Source organism: Streptomyces sp. NPDC020422 (assembly GCF_044386705.1).
Taxonomy (GTDB): Bacteria; Actinomycetota; Actinomycetes; order Streptomycetales; family Streptomycetaceae; genus Streptomyces.
Genome location: NZ_JBIRVJ010000001.1, coordinates 350567 through 369607 on the forward strand (window position 1 = coordinate 350567; position 19041 = coordinate 369607).

At 74.5% G+C, this 19041-nt stretch carries 15 protein-coding genes; 3 read left to right on the top strand and 12 right to left on the bottom strand.

Annotation, left to right across the window (positions count from 1 at the left end; all coding sequences use genetic code 11):
• Positions 1-20 precede the first annotated feature (20 nt).
• From ACH414_RS01680 to ACH414_RS01710, 7 genes are all read right to left on the bottom strand, one after another.
• Entirely contained in the window at positions 21-2021 is a 2001-nt protein-coding gene (locus ACH414_RS01680; RefSeq protein WP_398940544.1) for an AAA family ATPase, read from the bottom strand.
• The gene (locus tag ACH414_RS01685) at positions 2018-2638 is read right to left on the bottom strand and encodes a DUF4255 domain-containing protein (protein WP_382534390.1); all 621 of its coding nucleotides are present in this window, start codon (positions 2636-2638) and stop codon (positions 2018-2020) included. The genes ACH414_RS01680 and ACH414_RS01685 overlap by 4 nt, the downstream gene beginning before the upstream one ends.
• On the bottom strand, positions 2638-3294 hold the full coding sequence (locus ACH414_RS01690) for a response regulator transcription factor (RefSeq protein WP_382534392.1): 657 nt from the start codon (positions 3292-3294) through the stop codon (positions 2638-2640). The genes ACH414_RS01685 and ACH414_RS01690 overlap by 1 nt, the downstream gene beginning before the upstream one ends.
• Positions 3295-3418: 124 nt before the next feature.
• On the bottom strand, positions 3419-6181 hold the full coding sequence (locus ACH414_RS01695) for a BTAD domain-containing putative transcriptional regulator (RefSeq protein ID WP_391768113.1): 2763 nt from the start codon (positions 6179-6181) through the stop codon (positions 3419-3421).
• A 243-nt stretch (positions 6182-6424) separates the two neighbouring features.
• Positions 6425-7216 (bottom strand): NPP1 family protein, encoded by a 792-nt coding sequence (locus ACH414_RS01700; RefSeq protein ID WP_398940545.1) that lies wholly within the window; start codon positions 7214-7216, stop codon positions 6425-6427.
• 491 nt (positions 7217-7707) lie between these two features.
• On the bottom strand, positions 7708-8070 hold the full coding sequence (locus ACH414_RS01705; RefSeq protein WP_398940546.1) for a hypothetical protein: 363 nt from the start codon (positions 8068-8070) through the stop codon (positions 7708-7710).
• Between the two features lie 67 nt (positions 8071-8137).
• Positions 8138-8443, bottom strand: a complete 306-nt coding sequence (locus ACH414_RS01710) for an alpha/beta fold hydrolase (protein ID WP_398940547.1) — start codon at positions 8441-8443, stop codon at positions 8138-8140.
• A 258-nt stretch (positions 8444-8701) separates the two neighbouring features.
• On the opposite strand from ACH414_RS01710, the gene ACH414_RS01715 reads away from it, so the two are divergent.
• From ACH414_RS01715 to ACH414_RS01725, 3 genes are all read left to right on the top strand, one after another.
• A complete protein-coding gene (locus tag ACH414_RS01715) occupies positions 8702-9358 on the top strand; it encodes a hypothetical protein (RefSeq protein ID WP_382534400.1) in 657 nt (218 codons plus the stop codon).
• Positions 9359-10076: 718 nt separating this feature from the next.
• Entirely contained in the window at positions 10077-11498 is a 1422-nt protein-coding gene (locus tag ACH414_RS01720; protein ID WP_398940548.1) for a DEAD/DEAH box helicase, read from the top strand.
• Positions 11499-11837: 339 nt separating this feature from the next.
• Positions 11838-12857, top strand: coding sequence for an LCP family protein (locus ACH414_RS01725; protein WP_382534404.1), 1020 nt, complete (start codon positions 11838-11840; stop codon positions 12855-12857).
• A gap of 325 nt (positions 12858-13182) precedes the next feature.
• Here ACH414_RS01725 and ACH414_RS01730 read toward each other — a convergent pair whose 3' ends face one another.
• The 5 genes from ACH414_RS01730 to ACH414_RS01750 are packed head-to-tail and all read right to left on the bottom strand — an operon-like array spanning position 13183 to position 18896.
• Complete coding sequence (locus tag ACH414_RS01730) at positions 13183-14196, bottom strand: ABC transporter ATP-binding protein (protein WP_398940549.1); 1014 nt, start codon at positions 14194-14196, stop codon at positions 13183-13185.
• Positions 14193-15197 (bottom strand): ABC transporter ATP-binding protein, encoded by a 1005-nt coding sequence (locus tag ACH414_RS01735; protein ID WP_398940550.1) that lies wholly within the window; start codon positions 15195-15197, stop codon positions 14193-14195. Before ACH414_RS01735 ends, ACH414_RS01730 begins: the two co-directional genes overlap by 4 nt.
• Positions 15197-16183: an ABC transporter permease gene (locus ACH414_RS01740; RefSeq protein WP_398940551.1), complete on the bottom strand. Its 987-nt coding sequence runs from the start codon at positions 16181-16183 to the stop codon at positions 15197-15199. Before ACH414_RS01740 ends, ACH414_RS01735 begins: the two co-directional genes overlap by 1 nt.
• Positions 16180-17133 (bottom strand): ABC transporter permease, encoded by a 954-nt coding sequence (locus ACH414_RS01745; protein WP_398940552.1) that lies wholly within the window; start codon positions 17131-17133, stop codon positions 16180-16182. Before ACH414_RS01745 ends, ACH414_RS01740 begins: the two co-directional genes overlap by 4 nt.
• 8 nt (positions 17134-17141) lie before the next feature.
• Positions 17142-18896, bottom strand: coding sequence for an ABC transporter substrate-binding protein (locus ACH414_RS01750; RefSeq protein WP_386561974.1), 1755 nt, complete (start codon positions 18894-18896; stop codon positions 17142-17144).
• Positions 18897-19041: the final 145 nt, after the last annotated feature.

Below are 19041 nucleotides of genomic sequence, written 5' to 3' on the forward strand. Positions count from 1 at the left end.
GGCCTCCTCACCTCACCCCGTCACGGCGCCCAGGGCGCCCCGGCGCCCGGCAGCAGCCGGCCGGCCTTCAGATACTCCCGCCGGGCCCCCGCCCGTACGTCGTCTCCGGTCACCGGTCCGCCCCGGCCCGCCGCGAGATAGCCGGCGGTCACGGCAGCCGACCTGATCGCGCCGCCCGCGAGCTCGAACTCCTTCGCGCAGTCGGCGACCGCGTCCGCCACGTCGGGCGCCTGCGGGGCGCCGGCCAGACACGCCCGCCACAGCGAGAGCCGCTGCTCCGGGTCGGGGAACGGGAAGTCCACCACCAGGTCGAGCCGGCGGGTGAACGCCTCGTCGATATTGGCCCGCAGGTTGGTGGTCAGCACGGCGATCCCGTCGAAGGCCTCCAGACGCTGGAGCAGATAGGCGCTCTCCAGGTTCGCGTAGCGGTCGTGGGAGCTGCGCACCTCCGAGCGCTTGCCGAAGACCGCGTCGGCCTCGTCGAACAGCAGCACGCAGTCGGTGCGGTCGACCTCCGCGAAGATCCGCTCCAGGTTCTTCTCGGTCTCGCCCACGTACTTGTCGACCACCGACGACAGGTCCACCACATAGAGGTCCAGGCCGAGTTCGCCCGCGACGACCTCCGCGCCCAGCGTCTTGCCGGTGCCGGACTCGCCGGCGAACAGCGCGACGACCCCCCGTCCGCGACCGCCGCCCGTGCGCAGCCGCCAGTCGCCGAGCACCCGGTCCCGGTGCCGGGCCCGCCCGGTCAGCTCGCGCAGCAGCCGCAACGGCTCCTCGGGCAAGACGAGATCGGCGAAACCGACCGCCGGGCGGACCCGGCGGGCGTGGCTGTCGAGCAGCGGGGCCGACATCAGGCGCGCCCCGCGCTGCACGTGCGCGGCCGTCAGCTCCGTCCCCTCGAACGCGGCGAGGGCCCGCGCCGAACGGGCCGCCCGGCGGATCAGGCCGCCGCCGAGCCGGTACGGGGCGACCGCCTCGGCCAGGTCGAACCCGGGCTCCTCGGGGCCGAGCTCGGCGCGCCACAGCTCGGCGGAGCCCGTGGCTGCCGCGGGCGCCTCGACGGCGAGCAGCTCCGCCTCCGGCGCCCAGCGCGGGTCCGGTGCGTCGGGGCCCGCGAGGACCAGGGTCACGTCCGGCGCGGCGAGGGCCCGCACCAGCGCACCGGCCTCCCGGGGCAGCGGCTCGACCACGAGGACGGCGCCCCGCAGCCGGGCCTCCCGCAGCAGCGCGGGCGCCACCCGGGTCCCGTCGGCACCGGCCCGCATCCGCAGCACCGGCCGCCCCGAGGCGCACAGGGCCGCCGCCACGGCGTCGGCGGCGCCGGGGCTCCGCTCGCGCAGGTGCACGGCCACCGGAGCGGCGGCCAGGACCCGCGCCGCGAGTCCCGCCGACGGGTCGGCGGGCGCCGCGTGCCCGTCCGGGGCCGGCGGCAGCAACTCCACTCCCGCGCCGAGGAGTTCCGCGTCGAGTCTGCCGTCGTCGCCGAGCAGATGCGCCACCACCCGCTCCGGCACCCGCAGCGCCCGGCCGGGGAGCGGCCGGTCCTCGTCCTCGACCACCAGCAGCCCCCCGGCGCACAGCGGGGCGCCGGGGTGGAAGCGGTCACGGGCGGCGGGCTCGTGCGGACCGGTGCCGGCCAGCCCGAGGGCGAGCGCCACCGTCGCCCGGCGTCGGCCCACGTCGTCGTTGAGATATCCGAACAGCGGCTCGAACGCCCGGTCCACGTCGGGCGCGAGGGCCGTGAGCAGGATCCGCGCGTCCACGGCGTCGAGTCCGAAGCGGCGGGCGAGCGCGGGGAGCCGGTCGTCGGGGTCGCCCGGCACGGGCTCGTCCCACCCCGTGCCGGGCACCTCCTCCGTCGGCCGTGCCTCCACCGCCCGCAGGGCGGTCTCGCGCGTGACGTACAGGCCGCGCAGCGGATCGCCCGCCGTGGGGTCGTCGGCGGAGCCGGCCTCCACGAGGGAGACGACACGGGCGCGCAGGGCCGCGAGCCGGTTGGTCAGAAGGCGCCCGCTCACGGCCGGTACTCCGTTCGCCGGGTCGTCCGCGGCACGGAGTCCGACGGCACCCCGGCGGTCCCGCGCACGGTGACGACCGCCTCGGTGACCGGCGGCGCCACGTCGTACACCGGGACGACCGGGAACGGCGTGGTGACCACCACGTCGAGCGAGGGCTTGAGCTCGCCGCCGAGCGCCGACCAGATGTCCGCGAGCGAGCGGGACTCGTGCGGCGGCACGGCCACGGTCAGCGGGATCGCCGGAGCGCCCGCGGGCCCGCGCAGCACGTCGGGGACCAGCGCTTCCGGGAGCGCCTCGTGGGGCAGCAGCAGGGCGAGCGCCCCGGAGAGCAGTCGGTGTTCGTCCTCCGGCCGGGAGGTCCAGGCGGTCACCAGGTACGACAGGCGGAACCAGCGCCGCGGCTGGCGGCGGCGCACCACCGCCCCGCGGGCGTCGCGCTCCGCGTACGCGCCGCGCTCACGGCGGGCCACGTCCTCCCGTATGTCGTACAGATAGGCGTTCAGGGTCGGCGCGTTGCGACGGGCCGCCCAGTCGCGGGTGGGCGGTTCGAAGGAGACGTCCCCGACGACGGCGGGGCCCAGGAGGCCGCCGAGCGCCTCGTCGATCTCGTGGATCATCAGATGTAGCCCTCGCGGAGTGCGTACGCCACGGCATGAGCCCGGTTGGCGAGATGGAGCCGCGTCATCAACGCGTGCAGGATGTTCTTGACGGTGCGTTCGGAGTACGCGAGCTTCTCGCTGATCTGGCGGGTGTCGAGGCCCTCCGCGAGCAGCCGCAGGACGTCCACCTCGCGCGGCGCCATCCCGAACAGCGGCGCCGCCCCGGCGGACGCCGTCGACGTCGCCCGCTGGAGCCGGCCCACCTGGTTCAGGAGGCGGCTGATCAGGTCGGGCGGCAGCTCGCCGTCCCCGCGCGCCGCGCTGTGCACGGCGTTGAGCAGCCGCTGCTCGGTGGCCTGGTGGCGCCAGAGGATCGCCCGCACCCCGTACTCGACGACCGCGAGCAGATCGGGTTCGCGCAGTTCGCCGGCGACGAGGACCACCCGCTGGTCGCCGCCGCGCAGCACGCGGCGCAGCTCGGTGGTGGCCGACTCGTCGATCCGGTCGGCGAGCATCACGGCGACGGCCGGCACGTCGGACCGCTCGCCCGGCTCGTCGGACGTGCGCTCCGGGACGACCTCGATCGTCGGCTGACGCTGTAAATGGCTGATGAGTCCGGCCCGGCTGAGCGGATCGGAAGCGTGGACGGTCACTGCCACGCGCTTGGTGAGCATGCTCGAATGCCTGCCCTTCCCCCAAGAATGTGCTGGTAGACGGCCGGTTACCCGGCCGTTTCACTGGTCTCCACCACATTCACGGCGGCGCTTGGCGTCCCGTTGCCACCGCGCTAACGCGCGGCTAACGCTCCGTCGCCGCCGCACCCGCCGCGGCGACCTCGTCGACGCGCCGCAGCTGCGCCTCCGCCCGCTGCGCGCTCTCCTTGTAGCCGTGCGCCAGGGCCCGTTCCCTGGCCTGGACGAGCAGGGACTCCGCCTCCTCGGCGCGGCCGAGGTCGAGCAGCGCCGTGCCCGCGGTGACGGTCAGCAGGCACTGCCGTACGCCGACCAGGCCGTTGACGGGGTCGCCGTCCAGGGCGAGGCCCTCCCGTGCGCAGGCCAGAGCCCCGGCCGGGTCGCCCATGGAGAGCAGCTGGCGGGCGCGGTGTTCCAGGGCCAGCAGCTCGGTCATCACGTCCCCGCTGCCGCGCACGAGGGCCGCGGCCCTCGCCGTGTGGGCGAGGGACTCGTCGCTCACGCCGAAGCGGTCCAGGGCGACGGCCAGGTTGACCAGGGCCGTCGCCTCGCTGGACGGCTCGCCCGCGCGGGCGGCCAGCGGGGGCGCGAGACGCAGGTGCACCAGCGCCTCCGGGAGACGGTTCTCCTGGGTGAGGACCCAGCCGACCAGGGCGCGGACACGGGACTCGGCGTCGGGGTCCTTCTCCCGGGCGGCGGAGTCGGCCGCCGCCTCCAGGAGCGGCACCCAGCCGTCGTGGCTGTGCCAGAGGATGTACGGCCACTGGAGGACGGCGAGCCGCCAGGCCCGGTCGTGGAGGCCGGCCGCGCGCGCTGCGGCGACGGCCGCGGCGAGGTTGTCGCGCTCGGCCGCGTACCAGAGCAGGGCCGCGTCCCGGCCGGCGAACCGGGCCGCGGTGCGCGGCAGCCGCGCGTTGGACGGCAGCACGCAGCAGGGCTGGTCGTCCGGCTCCGCGGCGCGGGCGGCGGCCATGGCGGTGACCGTGTAGTGGTCGAGCAGCCGCAGCAGCGCGTCCTCGTCGGCGTCGAGGCCGCGGGCGTAGAGCCGTACGAGATCGTGCAGGGTGTGCCGGCCGGGCGCGTACTCGGTGAGCAGATGCGCGTCGCAGAGGCGGTCGAGGGCCTCGGCGGCGACGGCGGGCGTCCGGTCGAGCAGCGCGGCCGCGGCATGCCGGTCCAGGTCGGTGCCGGGCACCACACCGAGCTGCCGGAACAGCCGGCCGGCCTCCTCCGGCAGGCCCTGCACGGTCAGCCGCAGCGCGGCGGACACGCCCTGCCCGTCGGCGCCCTCGGAGTCGTCCACCGACAGCAGCGACAAGCGGCGCTGCTCGTCGGCGAGTTCGGCGGCCAGGTCGGCGAGCCGCCAGTGCGGGCGGGCGGCGAGCTGGGCGGCGGTGACGCGCAGCGCGAGCGGCAGCCCGTCGCACAGGTCGGCGAGCCGGCGTGCGGCGGCCGGTTCGGCGTCCACCCGGTCCCCGCCGACGGCGGCGGCGAGCAGGGCCGCGGAGTCGTCGAGGCCGAGCACACCGAGGGGCACCGGGCGGGCCAGTTCGCTCACGACCAGACCGCCGAGACGCAGCCGCGAGGTGACCACGGTCGCGCTGCGCGCACCGGCCGGCAGCAGCGGCCTGGCCCGGTCGGCGCTGCGCACGTTGTCCAGGACGACGAGCAGCGCCCGGTCCTCGGTGAGCGAGCGGTAGAGCGCGGCGGCCGCCGTCGGCGACTCCGGCACCTGGCGGGGCGGCACCCCGAGCGCGGGCAGGAACTCCCGCAGCACGTCGGCGCTCTCGACCCCGTCGTCCGGGCTGAAGCCCCGCAGGTCGGCGTAGAGCACCCCGTCGGGGTAGTGGGAGGCCCGCCGGTGCGCCCAGTTGAGGGCGAGCGCGGTCTTGCCGACCCCGGCGGGCCCGGTGACCAGCGCGACCCGGGCGCGCTCCACGGCGGTGTCCAGCGCGGCCAGCTCCCTGGCCCGGCCGAGGAAGCCGCGCGGGGCGCGGGGCAGCAGGTCGGGCGCGGGCAGCGCCGGTGCGGCGGCGGGCCGTTCGGCGGCGGCCGCGGCGGCGGCGTCGGGCCACTCGGCGGGCTCCGGTGCGACGGGGGCGTCGCCGGGGGTGGCGGGCGCGGCCGGCGGCGTCCCGCGCAGCACGGCCTCGTAGGCGGCGCGCAGCGCGGGACCGGGGTCGACGCCCAGCTCGTCGGCGAGCTGGGTCCGGGTGCGGTGGTAGCAGTCCAGCGCGTCGGACTGGTGCCCGGCCCGGTACAGCGACAGCATCAGCGCCGCCGCCATGGACTCGCGCAGCGGGTTGGCGACCGCCTCCGCGCGCAGCAGGGCCGCCGCCTTGGCGTGCTCGCCGAGCCGCCCGTACGCCGCCGCCAGCTGCTCGACGGTCACCAGCCGGGTCTCCTCCAGCGCCCGCGCCGCGACGAGCAGCGGCTCGCTGGCCACGGTCCCGGTCAGCGCGGGCCCCCGCCACAGGGCGAGCGCCTCGCGCAGCATCAGTACCGCGTCCCCGGGGTGCTTCTGGTGGCCGGCGAGCTGGACCAGCTCCTCGAAGCGGTGGACGTCCAGGAGGTGCTCGGGTATCCGCAGCTCGTACGCCTGGCCGTGGGTGGCCAGCTCGACCCCGTACTCGCCCGCCCCGCCCTGCTCGAACAGCGCCCGCAGCCGCGAGACGTGGCCCTGGACGACGGTGCGGGCCCGGGCGGGCGGCAGCTCGTCCCACACCGCGTCGATCAGCCGGTCCACCGGCACGACGGCGTTCGCGCGCAGCAGCAGCGCCGCGAGTACGCTGCGCCGCTTGGCGGGGCCGAGCGGCAGCTCACCTGCCTCGGCCGCGATGGACACCGTTCCGAGCAGGCGGAACTCCACCCGGCCCTCCTTCTCGCTGATCTCGTGGGCCCTCCAGTATCACCGCCTGCTCCGCTGGGGCCGTTGTCGGGTTCCTCCAGTTGTCCGATTCCGGACACGCTTTCCGCAGTTAGGCCGGATCGCCTCCGTCCGGATCGGACGCCCGCGCACGGACTGATCGCCTCCGCGCGGGGTGGTCGCCTCCGGACGGCCGGATCGCCTCCGGACGGCCTGATCGCCCGCCGCCCGCTCGTGCCGGGGGCGTCAGGCGTTCGGGTCGAAGGGGATGCCCGCGGGCTTGGCCCGGCCGAGGGCGCCCGCGAAGTCGACGTCCCTGATCTTGAGGGTGGCGGAGCCGAAGTCGGCGCCCGTCAGCTTCTCGCGCAGCCCGGCGGGGTAGCCGTTCCAGCCCACGAGCCGCGGGTAGAACCAGGCGCCGGTGGCGTTCTCGATCCGGTCGTCGTCCGGGTTGGCGAAGCGGAAGCAGTGGGTGGAGACCCCGTCCTTGTGGTAGACGACCTTGGGGTGGGTGCCGTCGAAGCGCACCGCCGAGCGCGCGGCCACCTCGTAGCCGCTGTGCTGCGAGACCGACACGTACTGGACCTGGTCGCCGCTGATCCACACCACCACGTGTTCCCAGTCGTGGGTGTGGCCGATGGCCAGCGGGCCCCAGGTCGCCTGGTCCTTCTCGAAGTAGCTCGCGTACATCACGGCGCACCAGCCGTTGTTGCACTTGCTGCGCGAGTAGCTGTTGGCGGCGGCCAGCTGGGCGTAGTCGTGGCAGTGGCCGTTGACCGTGCCGCCCGGCTTCAGACCGGGGTTGACGGTGCCGTCCAGGCCGATGGCGGCGGTGGCGTAGCAGCCGTCGGTGTCGTAGTCGTAGGCGGGGGCGAAGGTCTGGTCGAGCCCGTCGGCGTTCTGCGGGAGCTGCTGCAGGACCGCGGCGTGGGCGGTGGCGGGGACGCCGAGTACGAGGGCCAGGGCGCAGAGGAGGGCGGCGAGGAGGGAGCGGCGCCGGCCGCGGGGCCGCTCGGGCGGGCGGGTTATCAGGTGCACGACAACTCCTTGGCGGTCTGGTGGTGGGGGGCCAGACCTTCGCAGTACGCCCCTGCGGCCGTCAACCACCGTGCGGGAAACGCCGAGTTACGGATCCGGTGGCGGCGTCAAGGGAAACGGGAGGCTTCCCCGGATCGGGTGGGAGGTGCCCGAAGATCGCGGAACCGGGGGGCGGGGCGAGGCAGGATCGAGGGGTCGGGGTCGTCCTGATCGGGAGCCGTGGGGGCTCTCGGACCCCGCACCGGGAGAGCGTCGTGTGCCGACATCGCCGCTCTCCGCCGCCCCCGGACCCGGCTCCGCTCCGGGGGCGGCGTCGCACGCGGGGCACCCCGCTCCCGGTGCGCGGCCGCGGCGGGTTCAGGCGGCGGCCTCGGCGTACAACTCCTCGATCAGCCGGGTGGCGGTCTCCGGCTCCCGCAGCTTCGGAGAGTGGTCGCAGGCGGCCAGGCGGCCAGGCGCCCAGGCGGCCAGGCGGCCAGGCGGCCAGGTGGTCAGGTGACCAGGCGGCCAGTCGGGCGAGCCGGCCGCCGGGCGAGCCGGCAGCCGGGGATCCTGGCCGCCATCTCCTCGTTGCGGCGCACGACCTCCGGCCGGTCGAGCTCGCCCAGGGCCGGCGCCGTCGGCACCGCGATCTCGCCGAGCCGGTCGAAGGCCGGAGGGTCGGTCCGCCGGTGGCCGACATGGGCGAACCAGGCGGGCAGCACGGCCCGGAAGTGCGCCGCCACGACCGGGGCGGACTCGGGGGTGCCGCCGCCGGCCCGGCCCCGCATGCCCATCCCCGGACGCGCGATGCCCTCCATGTCGCCGGCCTTCGCCGGCCGCTCCACCGCCAGGTAGGGCTCCGTCTCGTCCATGCCGTCGTAGCCGGTGACCCGGGGACGGGCAGCGCGAGTCCCGCCACCCGTCCCGGCCCGTCCGGCGTCAGGCCGACCGAGGCGGCGCCGCCCATACTGGAGGCCACCAGGACCGCGCGCGCCCGAGGCCGAAATGGTCGAGCGCCGCGGACAGGTCGGCGGCCGGCGAGTAGGGGGTCGAGGGCGCCGGCGAGCGCCCGTATCCGCGGGCGTCGTAGCGGATCACCCGGTGCCGCGCGGCGAGCGCCGGCAGGACCGGGTCCCAGATCGTGGAGTCGCCCACACCCGGGTGGACCAGGACCATCGGCAGTCCCTCGCCTCCCGTGTCCTCCGCCCGGAGTTCACCGCCGTCGGCCTTCACCGTGGATTCCATGGGGCCAGTCCGGGCGGGGGTCAACCCGGGGCGCCGACCCGGTCCCGGCCCTGTCGGTGTCAAGTACCGGGTCGGGCCAACGTTCCTGACGGAACGTCAGTAGTGGCGGAAATCCTGCCTGGACACCCCTACCGGCCGGTTCTACTCTCAAGTCACTTTGCGCGATCCCCCCAGCATCACGCGTACGCACCCCACGCATCCGCACCTCGCGCATCCGCACCTCCTCGCACCCCACCGTCGAACACCGAGGAGATCCCCATGTCCAAGCTGCTCGTCTCGCTCACCGGCCTCGCCGCCGCCTCCGCCCTCGCGTTCGGGGCCACCGGCACCCAGGCCGCCTCGACCACGCTGCTCCCCGCGGGCCACTCCTTCGCCGCCAAGCTCACCGGCAAGGCCACCTTCGTCGCCGGGTCGACCACCATGACCTGCACCGTCTCCGCCTCCGTGCCGACGACCGGAGCGAACAACACCGTCCCCGCCGCCCCCGGCAACCACAACGACGCCGGCCCCGTCTCCGTGCCCGTCAACCCGCCCACCTTCGGCAGCTGCACCACCAGCATCACCGGCGTGAGCGTCACCGTGACCAGCAACGCCACCAACGGGGCCTGGTCGCTCTCCGTCCAGAACGGCGCCCCCGTCACCGGCGGCTTCACCATCCCGAAGGGCGGCGTGGTGCTCAAGACCAGCGGCCTCGCCAGCTGCACCATCACCGCCTCGCCGAGCGGCCCGACCGCCGTCAACGGCACCTGGACCAACGGCGCCCCCTCCAGCCTGGCCATCGCCAACGCGCCCGTCCCCGCGACCGTCACCGGCGGCTTCCTCTGCCCGACCGGCAACCAGTCCGCCACCTTCAGCGCCACCTACCAGTTGACCGACACCACCGCCCCGGCCCAGCAGATCACCGTGACCGGCTGACCGGCTGACCGGCTGACCGGCTGACCGGCTGACCGGCTCCCCGGGCCCGTCCCGCCGCTCCGGACCGCGTCCGGTCCCCGGCCCGGGCCGAACCAGCCCGCGTCACGCGCCGTCCCCCGGCCCCGGGAGGCCCACCAGTTCCACGCCCGGTAGCCGATGACGACCGGGACCGGCAGCACCCCGAAGGCGAGGAGCAGCTCCGGCGTGCCCCCGTCCGCCGCGGCCCGGCCCACCCGTCGGACCGGCGGGCGGGCCGTCGGCGGACGTCGGCGGACGTCGGCACGTACGGATACTGCCCGACGCCCACGAGGACGACCGGCAGCAGCACGGCGAGCGAGGTCCCTCCTGGCCGCCCATCCCCTGCGGGGCACGGCGCGGAGCTTCACGTACCACCCACTTCGGGGCCTCGGTCGATGGCACCTCCCTGACGGCCCTGCCGAGGTCTCGGAGCCGCGGCACCCGGGTCCGCGCCCCGCTGCCCCGCACCACCGTCGGCTCCACGGAACCCGCGGAACCGGCAGCGGCACTGGAGGCCGCGGAGACGCCGCAGCGGGCTGACGCGGGCGCCCCTCCCGCACCGGGGAGGTCCTCCCGCACCACCGCGATTCGGCCCGGCCCCTCCCACCGTGTTTTCCTTGGTGGGACCCCTGGCACCCCAGGGAACAGGGCACCCCACCGAAGAGGGCACCGCATCCCTACCGAAGAAGGCACCGCATCCATGGACCGCTCCGCCCGTACGGGAGATCCCACCGGCCTCGCCGGGCTCACCGAGCCCACCGGCACCCCGCCGCTCCCGGCCGCGGAGCGCTTCGCCGACATGGCTCTGCCCGAGGCGCTGCTGTCGACCCTGACCGCCCAGGGCGTCACCATCCCGTTCCCGATCCAGTCCGCCGCCCTGCCCAGCGCCCTCGCGGGCCGCGACGTGCTCGGCCGCGGGCGCACCGGGTCGGGCAAGACGCTCGCCTTCGGTCTCGCGCTGCTCACCCGCACCGCCGGCCGGCGCGCCGACGCCAAGAAGCCGCTCGCCCTGGTGCTCGTCCCGACGCGCGAGCTGGCCCAGCAGGTGACCGAGGCGCTCACCCCGTACGCCCAGGCTCTGAAGCTGCGCCTCGCCACCGTCGTCGGCGGTCTGCAGTCGGGCCGGCAGGCCGCCGAGCTGAAGGCCGGTGCCGAGGTCCTCGTCGCCACCCCCGGGCGCCTGCGGGACCTGGTCGAACGCCGGGACTGCCGGCTCGACCAGGTCGCGATCACCGTGCTGGACGAGGCCGACCAGATGGCCGACATGGGGTTCCTTCCCCAGGTGACCGAACTGCTCGACCAGGTGCCGTCCGGCGGACAGCGGATGCTCTTCTCCGCCACCCTCGACCAGGACGTCGAGACGCTGGTCCGGCGCTACCTCCAGGACCCCGTGGTCCACGCGGCCGACCAGGACGGCGCGAGCGCCGCCACCGTGGAGCACCACGTGCTCCATGTCCACGGGGCCGAGAAGTTCGCCACCGCCGCCGAGATCGCCGCCCGCGACGGGCGCGTGATCATGTTCCTGCACACCAAGGCCTCCGTCGACCGGTTCACCCGGCAGCTCGTCGCCGGCGGGGTGCGGGCCGCCGCGCTGCACGGCGACAAGTCGCAGCCCCAGCGCACCGACACCCTGGAGCGGTTCAGGACCGGAGCGGTCACCGTCCTGGTGGCGACCAACGTCGCGGCCCGCGGCATCCACGTCGACGACCTCGACCTCGTCGTCAACGTCGACCCGCCCGCCGACGCCAAGGACTACCTGCACCGCGCCGGGCGCACGGCACGGGCCGGAGCCGCCGGCATCGTGGTCACCCTGGCCCTGCCCGACCAGCGCCGCGATCTCGCGAAGCTCCTCGCGGAGGCGGGCGTCCGGGCGCGCACCGCCAAGGCCGGCCCCGGAGACCCCGAGCTGCGCCGGATCACCGGCGCCAAGGCCGTGTCCGGCACCCCGAAGGGCGGCGCGCCCGGCTCCGGCGAGCGCGACCGGCGGGGTGCCGAGTTCCGCGGCATCGGCACCGTCCCCGGGCGGCCCGGCCGCACCAAGAACGCCTCCCGCAAGTCCGCCGACGCCCGGCGCACGGCCGAGGCCCGCAAGGCGGCCCGGGTCCGGCGCGGCGGCGCGTAGCCCCACGGGACTCGTCGACGCAGGCAGAGGCGCCCGCCGCCCCCGAGGGGCCGCGGGCGCCTCCGCGCGCGTCTGCGGGGTCGGGAACGGCACCCCGGGCAGTCCCGTGTCGCCCCGACCCACCCGGCCCCTTGCCCTCCCGCGCCGGGGCCGGCAGCTCGTGCTCCGGGTCGAAAGAGCTCACCACCCGGGAGGAACAGCCCGACACCCACCCCGTTCCGCTCCCACCCGGTTCCCGTGACTTGCCCCGCGCCCCGCCGATCTTCGGCATCCTGGTGGCCTGAAGTACGCCCCGGGCGGGGCGAGTCGAGGGGTCCAGCGGAGGGGGAGCCGTACCGGATGAGCGGGTCAGTGGAGGCCGAGGGCACGATACGGAGACGACGGCGCCCCAGGGCGAGGACGGTGCTGCTCACCGCCCTCTCGCTGCTCGTCGCGGCGGTGCTGCTCACCGCGGGCGTCGGCTACTGGGCGTACCAGCACTACACGGACCGGGTGCAGCGGATCCCGCGGACCTTCCCCACGAACGCGCCGGTACCCGCCGCCTCCAAGGGCGGCCAGAACTTCCTCCTCATGGGGCTCGACTCGCGCTCGGACGTCCCCACGACCGGCAGCGACGCCAAGGGCTCGCTGTGGAAGTACGGCGACCAGCGCAGCGACGCCATGATGCTGGTGCACATACCGGCCGACCACTCCGCCGCCTACGTCGTCTCGCTGCCCCGGGACTCCTGGGTGGACGTCCCGGGCCGGGGCCGCGCCAAGCTCAACGCGGCCTTCTCCTGGGGCGGGCCGCCGCTGCTCATCGACACGGTGCAGCGCCTCACCGACGTGCGCGTGGACCACTTCGCCGTCATCGACTGGAACGGCTTCCGCAAGCTCACCGACGCCGTCGGCGGCGTCGACATCCTGATGTCCGACGGCGAGCGCCGGCACATGGACGGCGAGCAGGCCCTGGACTACGTGGGGGAGCGCAAGAGCCTGCCGAACGGCGACTTCGACCGCACCCACCGGCAGCAGAACTACCTGCGCACGGTCCTGGAGAAGGTGATGACCTCCGCGTCGCTCAAGGACCCCCTCCAGCTCAAGAAGACGCTGGACATCTTCACCGAGACCGTCAGTGTCGACGAGCGCTTCGGCGACGACGAGATGCGCACGCTGGTGTGGAACATGCGGGAGGTCCGCGCCGGTGACATGACCTTCATGAACGCGCCGGTGAAGGGGACGGGCATGGTGAAGGGCCAGTCCGTGGTCCACCTCGACCCGGCGCGCTGTGCCGCCCTGTGGAAGGCCTACAAGGACGACGCCGTCGGCACCTACGTGGAGACCCACCCCGTCGACCGGCTGCGGCCCGCGACCAACTGAATCCGGCCACGGGAGAGGGGCAGGCGGGCGGGCGGGCGGCGCGGCCGGGGGAAGGCGAGGCCCGCGACGCTGCCGGTCCCCCCGGAGCACACCGGCAGCCTCGGACAGAGCCGCGTGCGACGGCTCGACGGGGAACGGGCCGCGGGGCGGCGGGACCGCGGGCTCGGCGCCGACGCCGACGCCGACACCCCGAGCCGTTGAACGCGGCCCTGCGGCCCTGCGGCCCTGCGGCCCTGTGGGCCCTGCGGCCCTGCGCCCCGCGGCCTTGCGCCCCCGTACCCCCGCGGATCCACTTCTCCACGGCTCCGCGTCGGGCGAAGCCGGTTCACCCGCCGGCGGGCACGCCCCCGTCCGGCTCCGGGAAGTGGCAGGCCACCTCCCTCTGCTCCCCGGCCGTGACGCGCCGCAGCGGGGGAGCCTCCGTCCTGCAGAGCGGCTGCGCCTTCGGGCAGCGCGGATGGAAGGTGCAGCCCGGCGGGGGAGCGGCCGGGCTCGGCGGGTCGCCGAGCAGGGTGATCCGCTCCCGGCTCCGTTCGGCCGCCGGATCCGGCAGCGGCACCGCCGAGAGCAGCGCCCGGGTGTACGGGTGCGCGGGCGCCTCGTACACCCGGTCCTTCGCGCCGATCTCCACGATCCGGCCCAGGTACATCACGGCGACCCGGTCGCAGACCCGCTTCACCACCGACAGGTCGTGGGCGATGAAGAGATAGGCGAGGCCCAGTTCGGCCTGGAGCCGCTCCATCAGGTTGACGATCTGCGCCTGCACCGAGACGTCCAGCGCCGACACCGGCTCGTCCGCCACGACGAGCCGGGGACCCGTCGCGAGCGCGCGGGCGATGCCGATCCGCTGCGCCTGACCACCGGAGAACTCGTGCGGATAGCGGTCGATGTGCTCGGGGATGAGCCCCACGAGCTCCATCAACTCCACCGCCCGCTTGCGCGCGTCCGTCGCCGAACTCCCGTGCACCAGAAGCGGATCGGAGATGATCCGCGCGACCGTCTGGCGCGGGTTGAGCGAGGAGTGCGGGTCCTGGAAGACCATCTGCAGCTCGCGCCGCAGCGGTTTCAGCGCCCGTTGCGGCAGCCGGCTGATGTCGCGCCCGTCGTACGTGACGGAGCCGGCCGTCGGTTCCAGGAGCCGCACGATCATCCGCCCGGTCGTCGACTTGCCGCAGCCCGACTCGCCGACCAGGCCCAGGGTCTCCCCGGCCGCGAGGTCGAAGCTCACCCCGTCGACGGCCCTGACCCGGGCGGCGCGGACGCCGCGCCCGGGGAAGGTCATGGTCAGGTCCCGCACGGACAGGAGCGGGGGCGCGGGCTGTGTGTGCTGTGTGCTCATCGGACGACGCCTTCGTACGCGGGGAAGTGGCAGGCCACCGGATGGTCCACCGGGCCGGTGAGCGCCGGGCGCTCGGCCGTGCAGCGGGCCCGCTCCTCGCCCGTGCCGAGCGAGGCGCGCGGACAGCGCGGAGCGAAGGCGCAGCCCGGCGCCGGGGAGAGCAGGGACGGCGGGGATCCCGGGATCGCCCGCAGCGGCACGTCGTCGGGGTCGTCGAGCCGCGGCAGGGAGTCGAGCAGCCCCCGGGTGTACGGGTGCGCGGGCGACGCGAACAGGGCGTCCACCGGGGCCTGTTCGGCGGCCCGCCCGCCGTACATGACGAGCACCTCGTGGGCGACCCGGGCCACCACGCCCAGATCGTGGGTGATCATGACGACGCCCAGGCCCCGGTCCTGCTGGACGCGGGCGACGAGCTCCAGGATCTGGGCCTGGACGGTGACGTCGAGCGCGGTCGTCGGCTCGTCCGCGATGAGCAGGTCGGGCTCGCAGACCAGCGCCATGGCGATCATCACGCGCTGCCGCATGCCGCCGGAGAACTGGTGCGGGTACTCGCCCGCCCGGCGCTTCGGCTCCGGGATGCCGACCTCGGCCAGCGCGTCCACCGCCCGCTGCCGGGCCACCGCCCGGCGCGAACCGAAGTGCACCCGGTGGTGCTCGGCGATCTGCTCGCCGACCGTGTAGTACGGGTGCAGGCTGGACAGCGGGTCCTGGAAGATCATCGCCATCCGCCGCCCGCGCAGCCGGTTCAGGGCGCGCTCCGGGAGTCCGACCAGCTCCTGCCCGTCCAGTGTGACCGAGCCGGAGACCTCGGCGCCGGTGTGCAGTCCCATCACGGCCAGCGAGGTCACGGACTTGCCGGAGCCGGACTCGCCGACGATGCCGAGGGTGCGGCCGCGCGGCACGTCGAAGGAGAGCCCGTCCACGGCGCGCACGGGACCGTGCCGGGTCGGGAAGACGACCGTCAGATCGCCGACCGACAGCAGGGGTTCGGGGGTGCTCATCAGTACCTCACTCGCGGGTCGACCACGGCGTACAGCAGGTCGACGCACAGGTTGGCGACGACGATGAAGGCGGCCGCGAGCAGCGTCACCCCGAGGATCACCGGCTGGTCTCCGGTGGCCAGCGCCCCGTAGAAGAGGCGCCCGATCCCCGGCAGGCCGAAGATCGACTCGGTGATGACGGCGCCCGCGAGCAGCCCGCCGAGGTCCATGCCGAAGATGGTCAGGATCGGCGTCATCCCGGCCCGCAGCCCGTGTTTGACGACCACGGTCCGGTGCGGCAGCCCCTTGGCCCGCGCGGTGCGGATGTACGGCTCCGCCATGGACTCGATCATCGAACCGCGGCTCTGCCGCGCGTACATGGCCGCGTAGAGGATCGCCAGGGCCAGCCAGGGCAGCAGCAGGTTCGTCGCCCAGGACGCGGGGTCCGTGCCGAACGGCACGTACTGCGGATAGGGCAGCAGCCCGCCCACCCGGATCAGTCCGTAGATCAGCATCACCGAGGTGAAGTACACGGGCAGCGAGGCGGCCGCCACGGCACCGACCATCAGCACCCGGTCGGTGAGCGTGTCCTTGCGCAGCGCGGCGAGCACCCCCGCGCCGAGCCCGAGGATCAGCCAGAGCACGGCCGCGCCGAGCGCCAGCGAGGTGGAGACGGGCAGCCGGTCCACCAGCAGGTCCCACACGGGCTGGCTGTTCTCGTACGAGTAGCCCAGGCACGGGAAGTCGCACTGCAGCGCGTACGGTCCGCTGCCCACCGTACGGCCGGTGAAGATGCCGGTGACGAAGTCGGCGAACTGGCGCCACAGCGGCTCGTCCAGGCCCATGTGCGCGCGGATCGCGGCGAGCCGCTCGGCGCTGCACGCCTTGCCGCAGGCCGCGGCGGCCGGGTCGGAGGGCAGCACGTAGAAGATGACGAAGGTGATGGCGGCGACGGCGGTGAGCACCCCGAGGACGCCCAGCAGCCGGCGTGCGACGTAGAGGATCACGAGCGGCCTCCGCGCGGGTCGAGCACGTCCCGCAGCGCGTCACCGAGCAGGGTGAAGGCGAGGACGGTGAGGAAGAGACAGAGGCTCGGCACCACGAAGTACATCGGGTCGGTGTCGTAGAAGGCGACGCTCTCGGCGATCATCTGTCCCCAGGACGGGGTGGGCGGGCGCACCCCGACGCCCAGGTAGCTGAGCGCCGCCTCGGTGGCGATCATCCCGGGGATGATCAGGGTGGTGTACGCGATGACCGGCCCGGCGACGCCCGGCAGCACGTCCCGGGTGAGGATCCGCCAGTGCCCGGCGCCGCTCACCCGCGCCGCGTCGACGTACTCGCGGTGCTTGAGCGAGAGGGTCTGGCCGCGCACGATCCGCGCGATGCCGGGCCAGCCGAACAGGCCGATGACCAGGGTCATGAGCAGGATCCGGTTGACGTCACGGGCCACCGACATCATCGCGATCATGAAGATGAGGGACGGGAAGGACATCGTGAGGTCCATCAGCCGGGAGAGCACGGTGTCGGTGCGCCCGCCGAAGTAGCCGGCGGCGACGCCCGCCGCGACCCCGGCCAGGACCACGATCGCCGTCGCGGCGAAGGCGATGAGCAGGGAGACCTGGGCGCCGTGCACGACCCGGGCGAACAGGTCGCGACCGGTGACGGGTTCGACGCCGAGCCAGTGCTCGGCGGAGATCCCGCCGAGCGGTCCGAGGGGCAGTCCGCCCAGGTAGGGGTCGACGGCCGACTTGTCGAACTCGTCGGGGCGCCAGCCGCCCAGGGCGCTGAGCAGCGGGGCGGCGAGTGCCATGAGCGCGAAGAGCGCGACGACGACGAGGGAGACGAGGGCGGAGGTGCGCCGGCGCAGCTCCGCGCGGGCCTGCCGCCAGGGGCCGCCCTCGCGGAGGTCCTGCGGGGCCGCCGGGTCCGGGGTCGCGGTGAGGGTGGAGGCGGTCACGTCGGCGCTCAGCTTCCGCTCTTCGCGGGGTCCTTGAGGCCGATCGTCGCGTAGTCGATCTGGCCGCCGAAGGAGGTGTGGCCGAAGGCCCCGGCGATGTTCGGGCCGATCAGGAGCGGCTTGCGCTCGATGACGGCGGGGGCGGTCGGGGCCTTGGCGAGGATCTGCCCGTCGAGTTCCTGCCAGGCCTTGTTGGCGCGGGCGGCGTCGGTCATCGCGGCGATCTCGTCCATCCGCCGCATCGTCGCCTGGTCGCGGAAGAGCGAGTGGTTGCCGGAGTTGCCCTTCACCTTGATGAAGCGCCCGTCGAAGACGAAGGGCAGGAAGGTGGAGCCGGAGGGGTAGTCCGGACACCAGCCGGTGTAGACGAGGTCGGTGCGCGAGGTGGTGTCGCCGATGGTGTCGTAGAAGGCGGAGGGGTCGACCGTGTCGATGACGACCTTGATGCCGGCCCGGCCGAGGGACTGCTGGACGGCCTCGCCGACGCCCTTGTCGCCGTTGGAGACGGTGATGTGGGTGGTGAAGCCCTCGGGCTTGCCGGCCTCCTTGAGCAGTTGCCTGGCCTTCTCGACGTCGCCGGTCAGCGGGATCCCGAGGGTGTCGGGCTGCTTGCCGCCGGTGAAGAGGGAGCCGGGCATGAGGGCGGTGGCGGGGTCGTTGAGCGCGGGGCCGCCGGAGGCGGTGAGGACGGCCTCGCGGTCGAGCGCGTACTGCACGGCCCTGCGCACCCGGACGTCGTCGAAGGGGGCCCGGCCGGTGTGCATCTGGACCATCTCGGTGCAGCTGGTCGACTCGGCGAGCAGCCGGGCCTTGACCTCGGGCCGGGTGAGCACCTTGGGGGAGGACTCGGGGCGGAGCTTGTCCCAGGGCACGGCCGAGGCGTCGGCGCCGGAGGCGGCCACGAGCCGGTCGTCGATCTGGTTGGCCTTGAGGCCCATGGTGACGACGATCCGGTCCGGGTACGCCTTGCGGACGGTGTCGGTCGCCGGGTCCCAGTGCGGGTTGCGGACCAGGACGAGCTGCTTGTCCCTGGCGTACGACTCGACCTTGTACGGGCCGGAGGAGAACGGGCGGTTGTCGTACTGGGGGCCCTTGTCCTGGGCCTTGGGCACCGGGGCGAAGGTGGGCAGCACGGTCGCGTAGGGGAACTCGGCGAAGGGCTTGCGCAGTTCGAAGACGATCGTGTGGTCGTCGGGCGTCTTGACGGAGTCGAGGTGCCTGCCCGTGGCCGGGCCCTGGTAGCCCTCGGCGCCGGCGAGGTAGCGGGCGGCGTAGTCGGGGCCGCCGGGCAGCTCGGGGGAGAAGGAGCGCTCGACGTTGTACTTGACGTCCTGGGCGGTGACGGGGGAGCCGTCCTCGTACTTCAGGCCCTTCTTCAGCCGGAAGGTCCAGGTCTTGGCGCCGTTGGACGAGGTGCCGAGGTCCTCGGCGAGGTCCGGGGTCAGTTCGCCGCCCTTGGCGCCGGGCTCCGCCTTGTAGGTGAGCAGGGTGCGGTAGAGCAGCCGGGTGCCGAAGTCCATCTCGCCCATGACCCAGTTGCGGGCCGGGTCGAGGTGGGTGAAGTCCTGGTTGGACAGCACGGTCAGGGTGCCGCCCCTGGCGGGTGTGCCGCCCAGGATCCGGCCGTTGGTGCCGGTCGCGGGGTTGGCGCCGCGGTGTCCGCCGGCACCTGCGCCTCCGCCCGCGCCGGAGCAGCCGGTCGCACCGAGGGTGAGGGCAGCCAACAGGGCGGCGGCGAGGGCGTTTCGGGTGTGCTTGTCCATCAGGGTCACTCCGAGTGGAGAGTCGAACAGCCAAGGGCGGCTGGAATGTGACCCGTAACATAGTAATGTGAAATTGTACTGCGCAAGCCCTTGAACACCGTGGAACACGGCCGGCCCCCACACCCCCTCTCCACCCGGAAGGTTC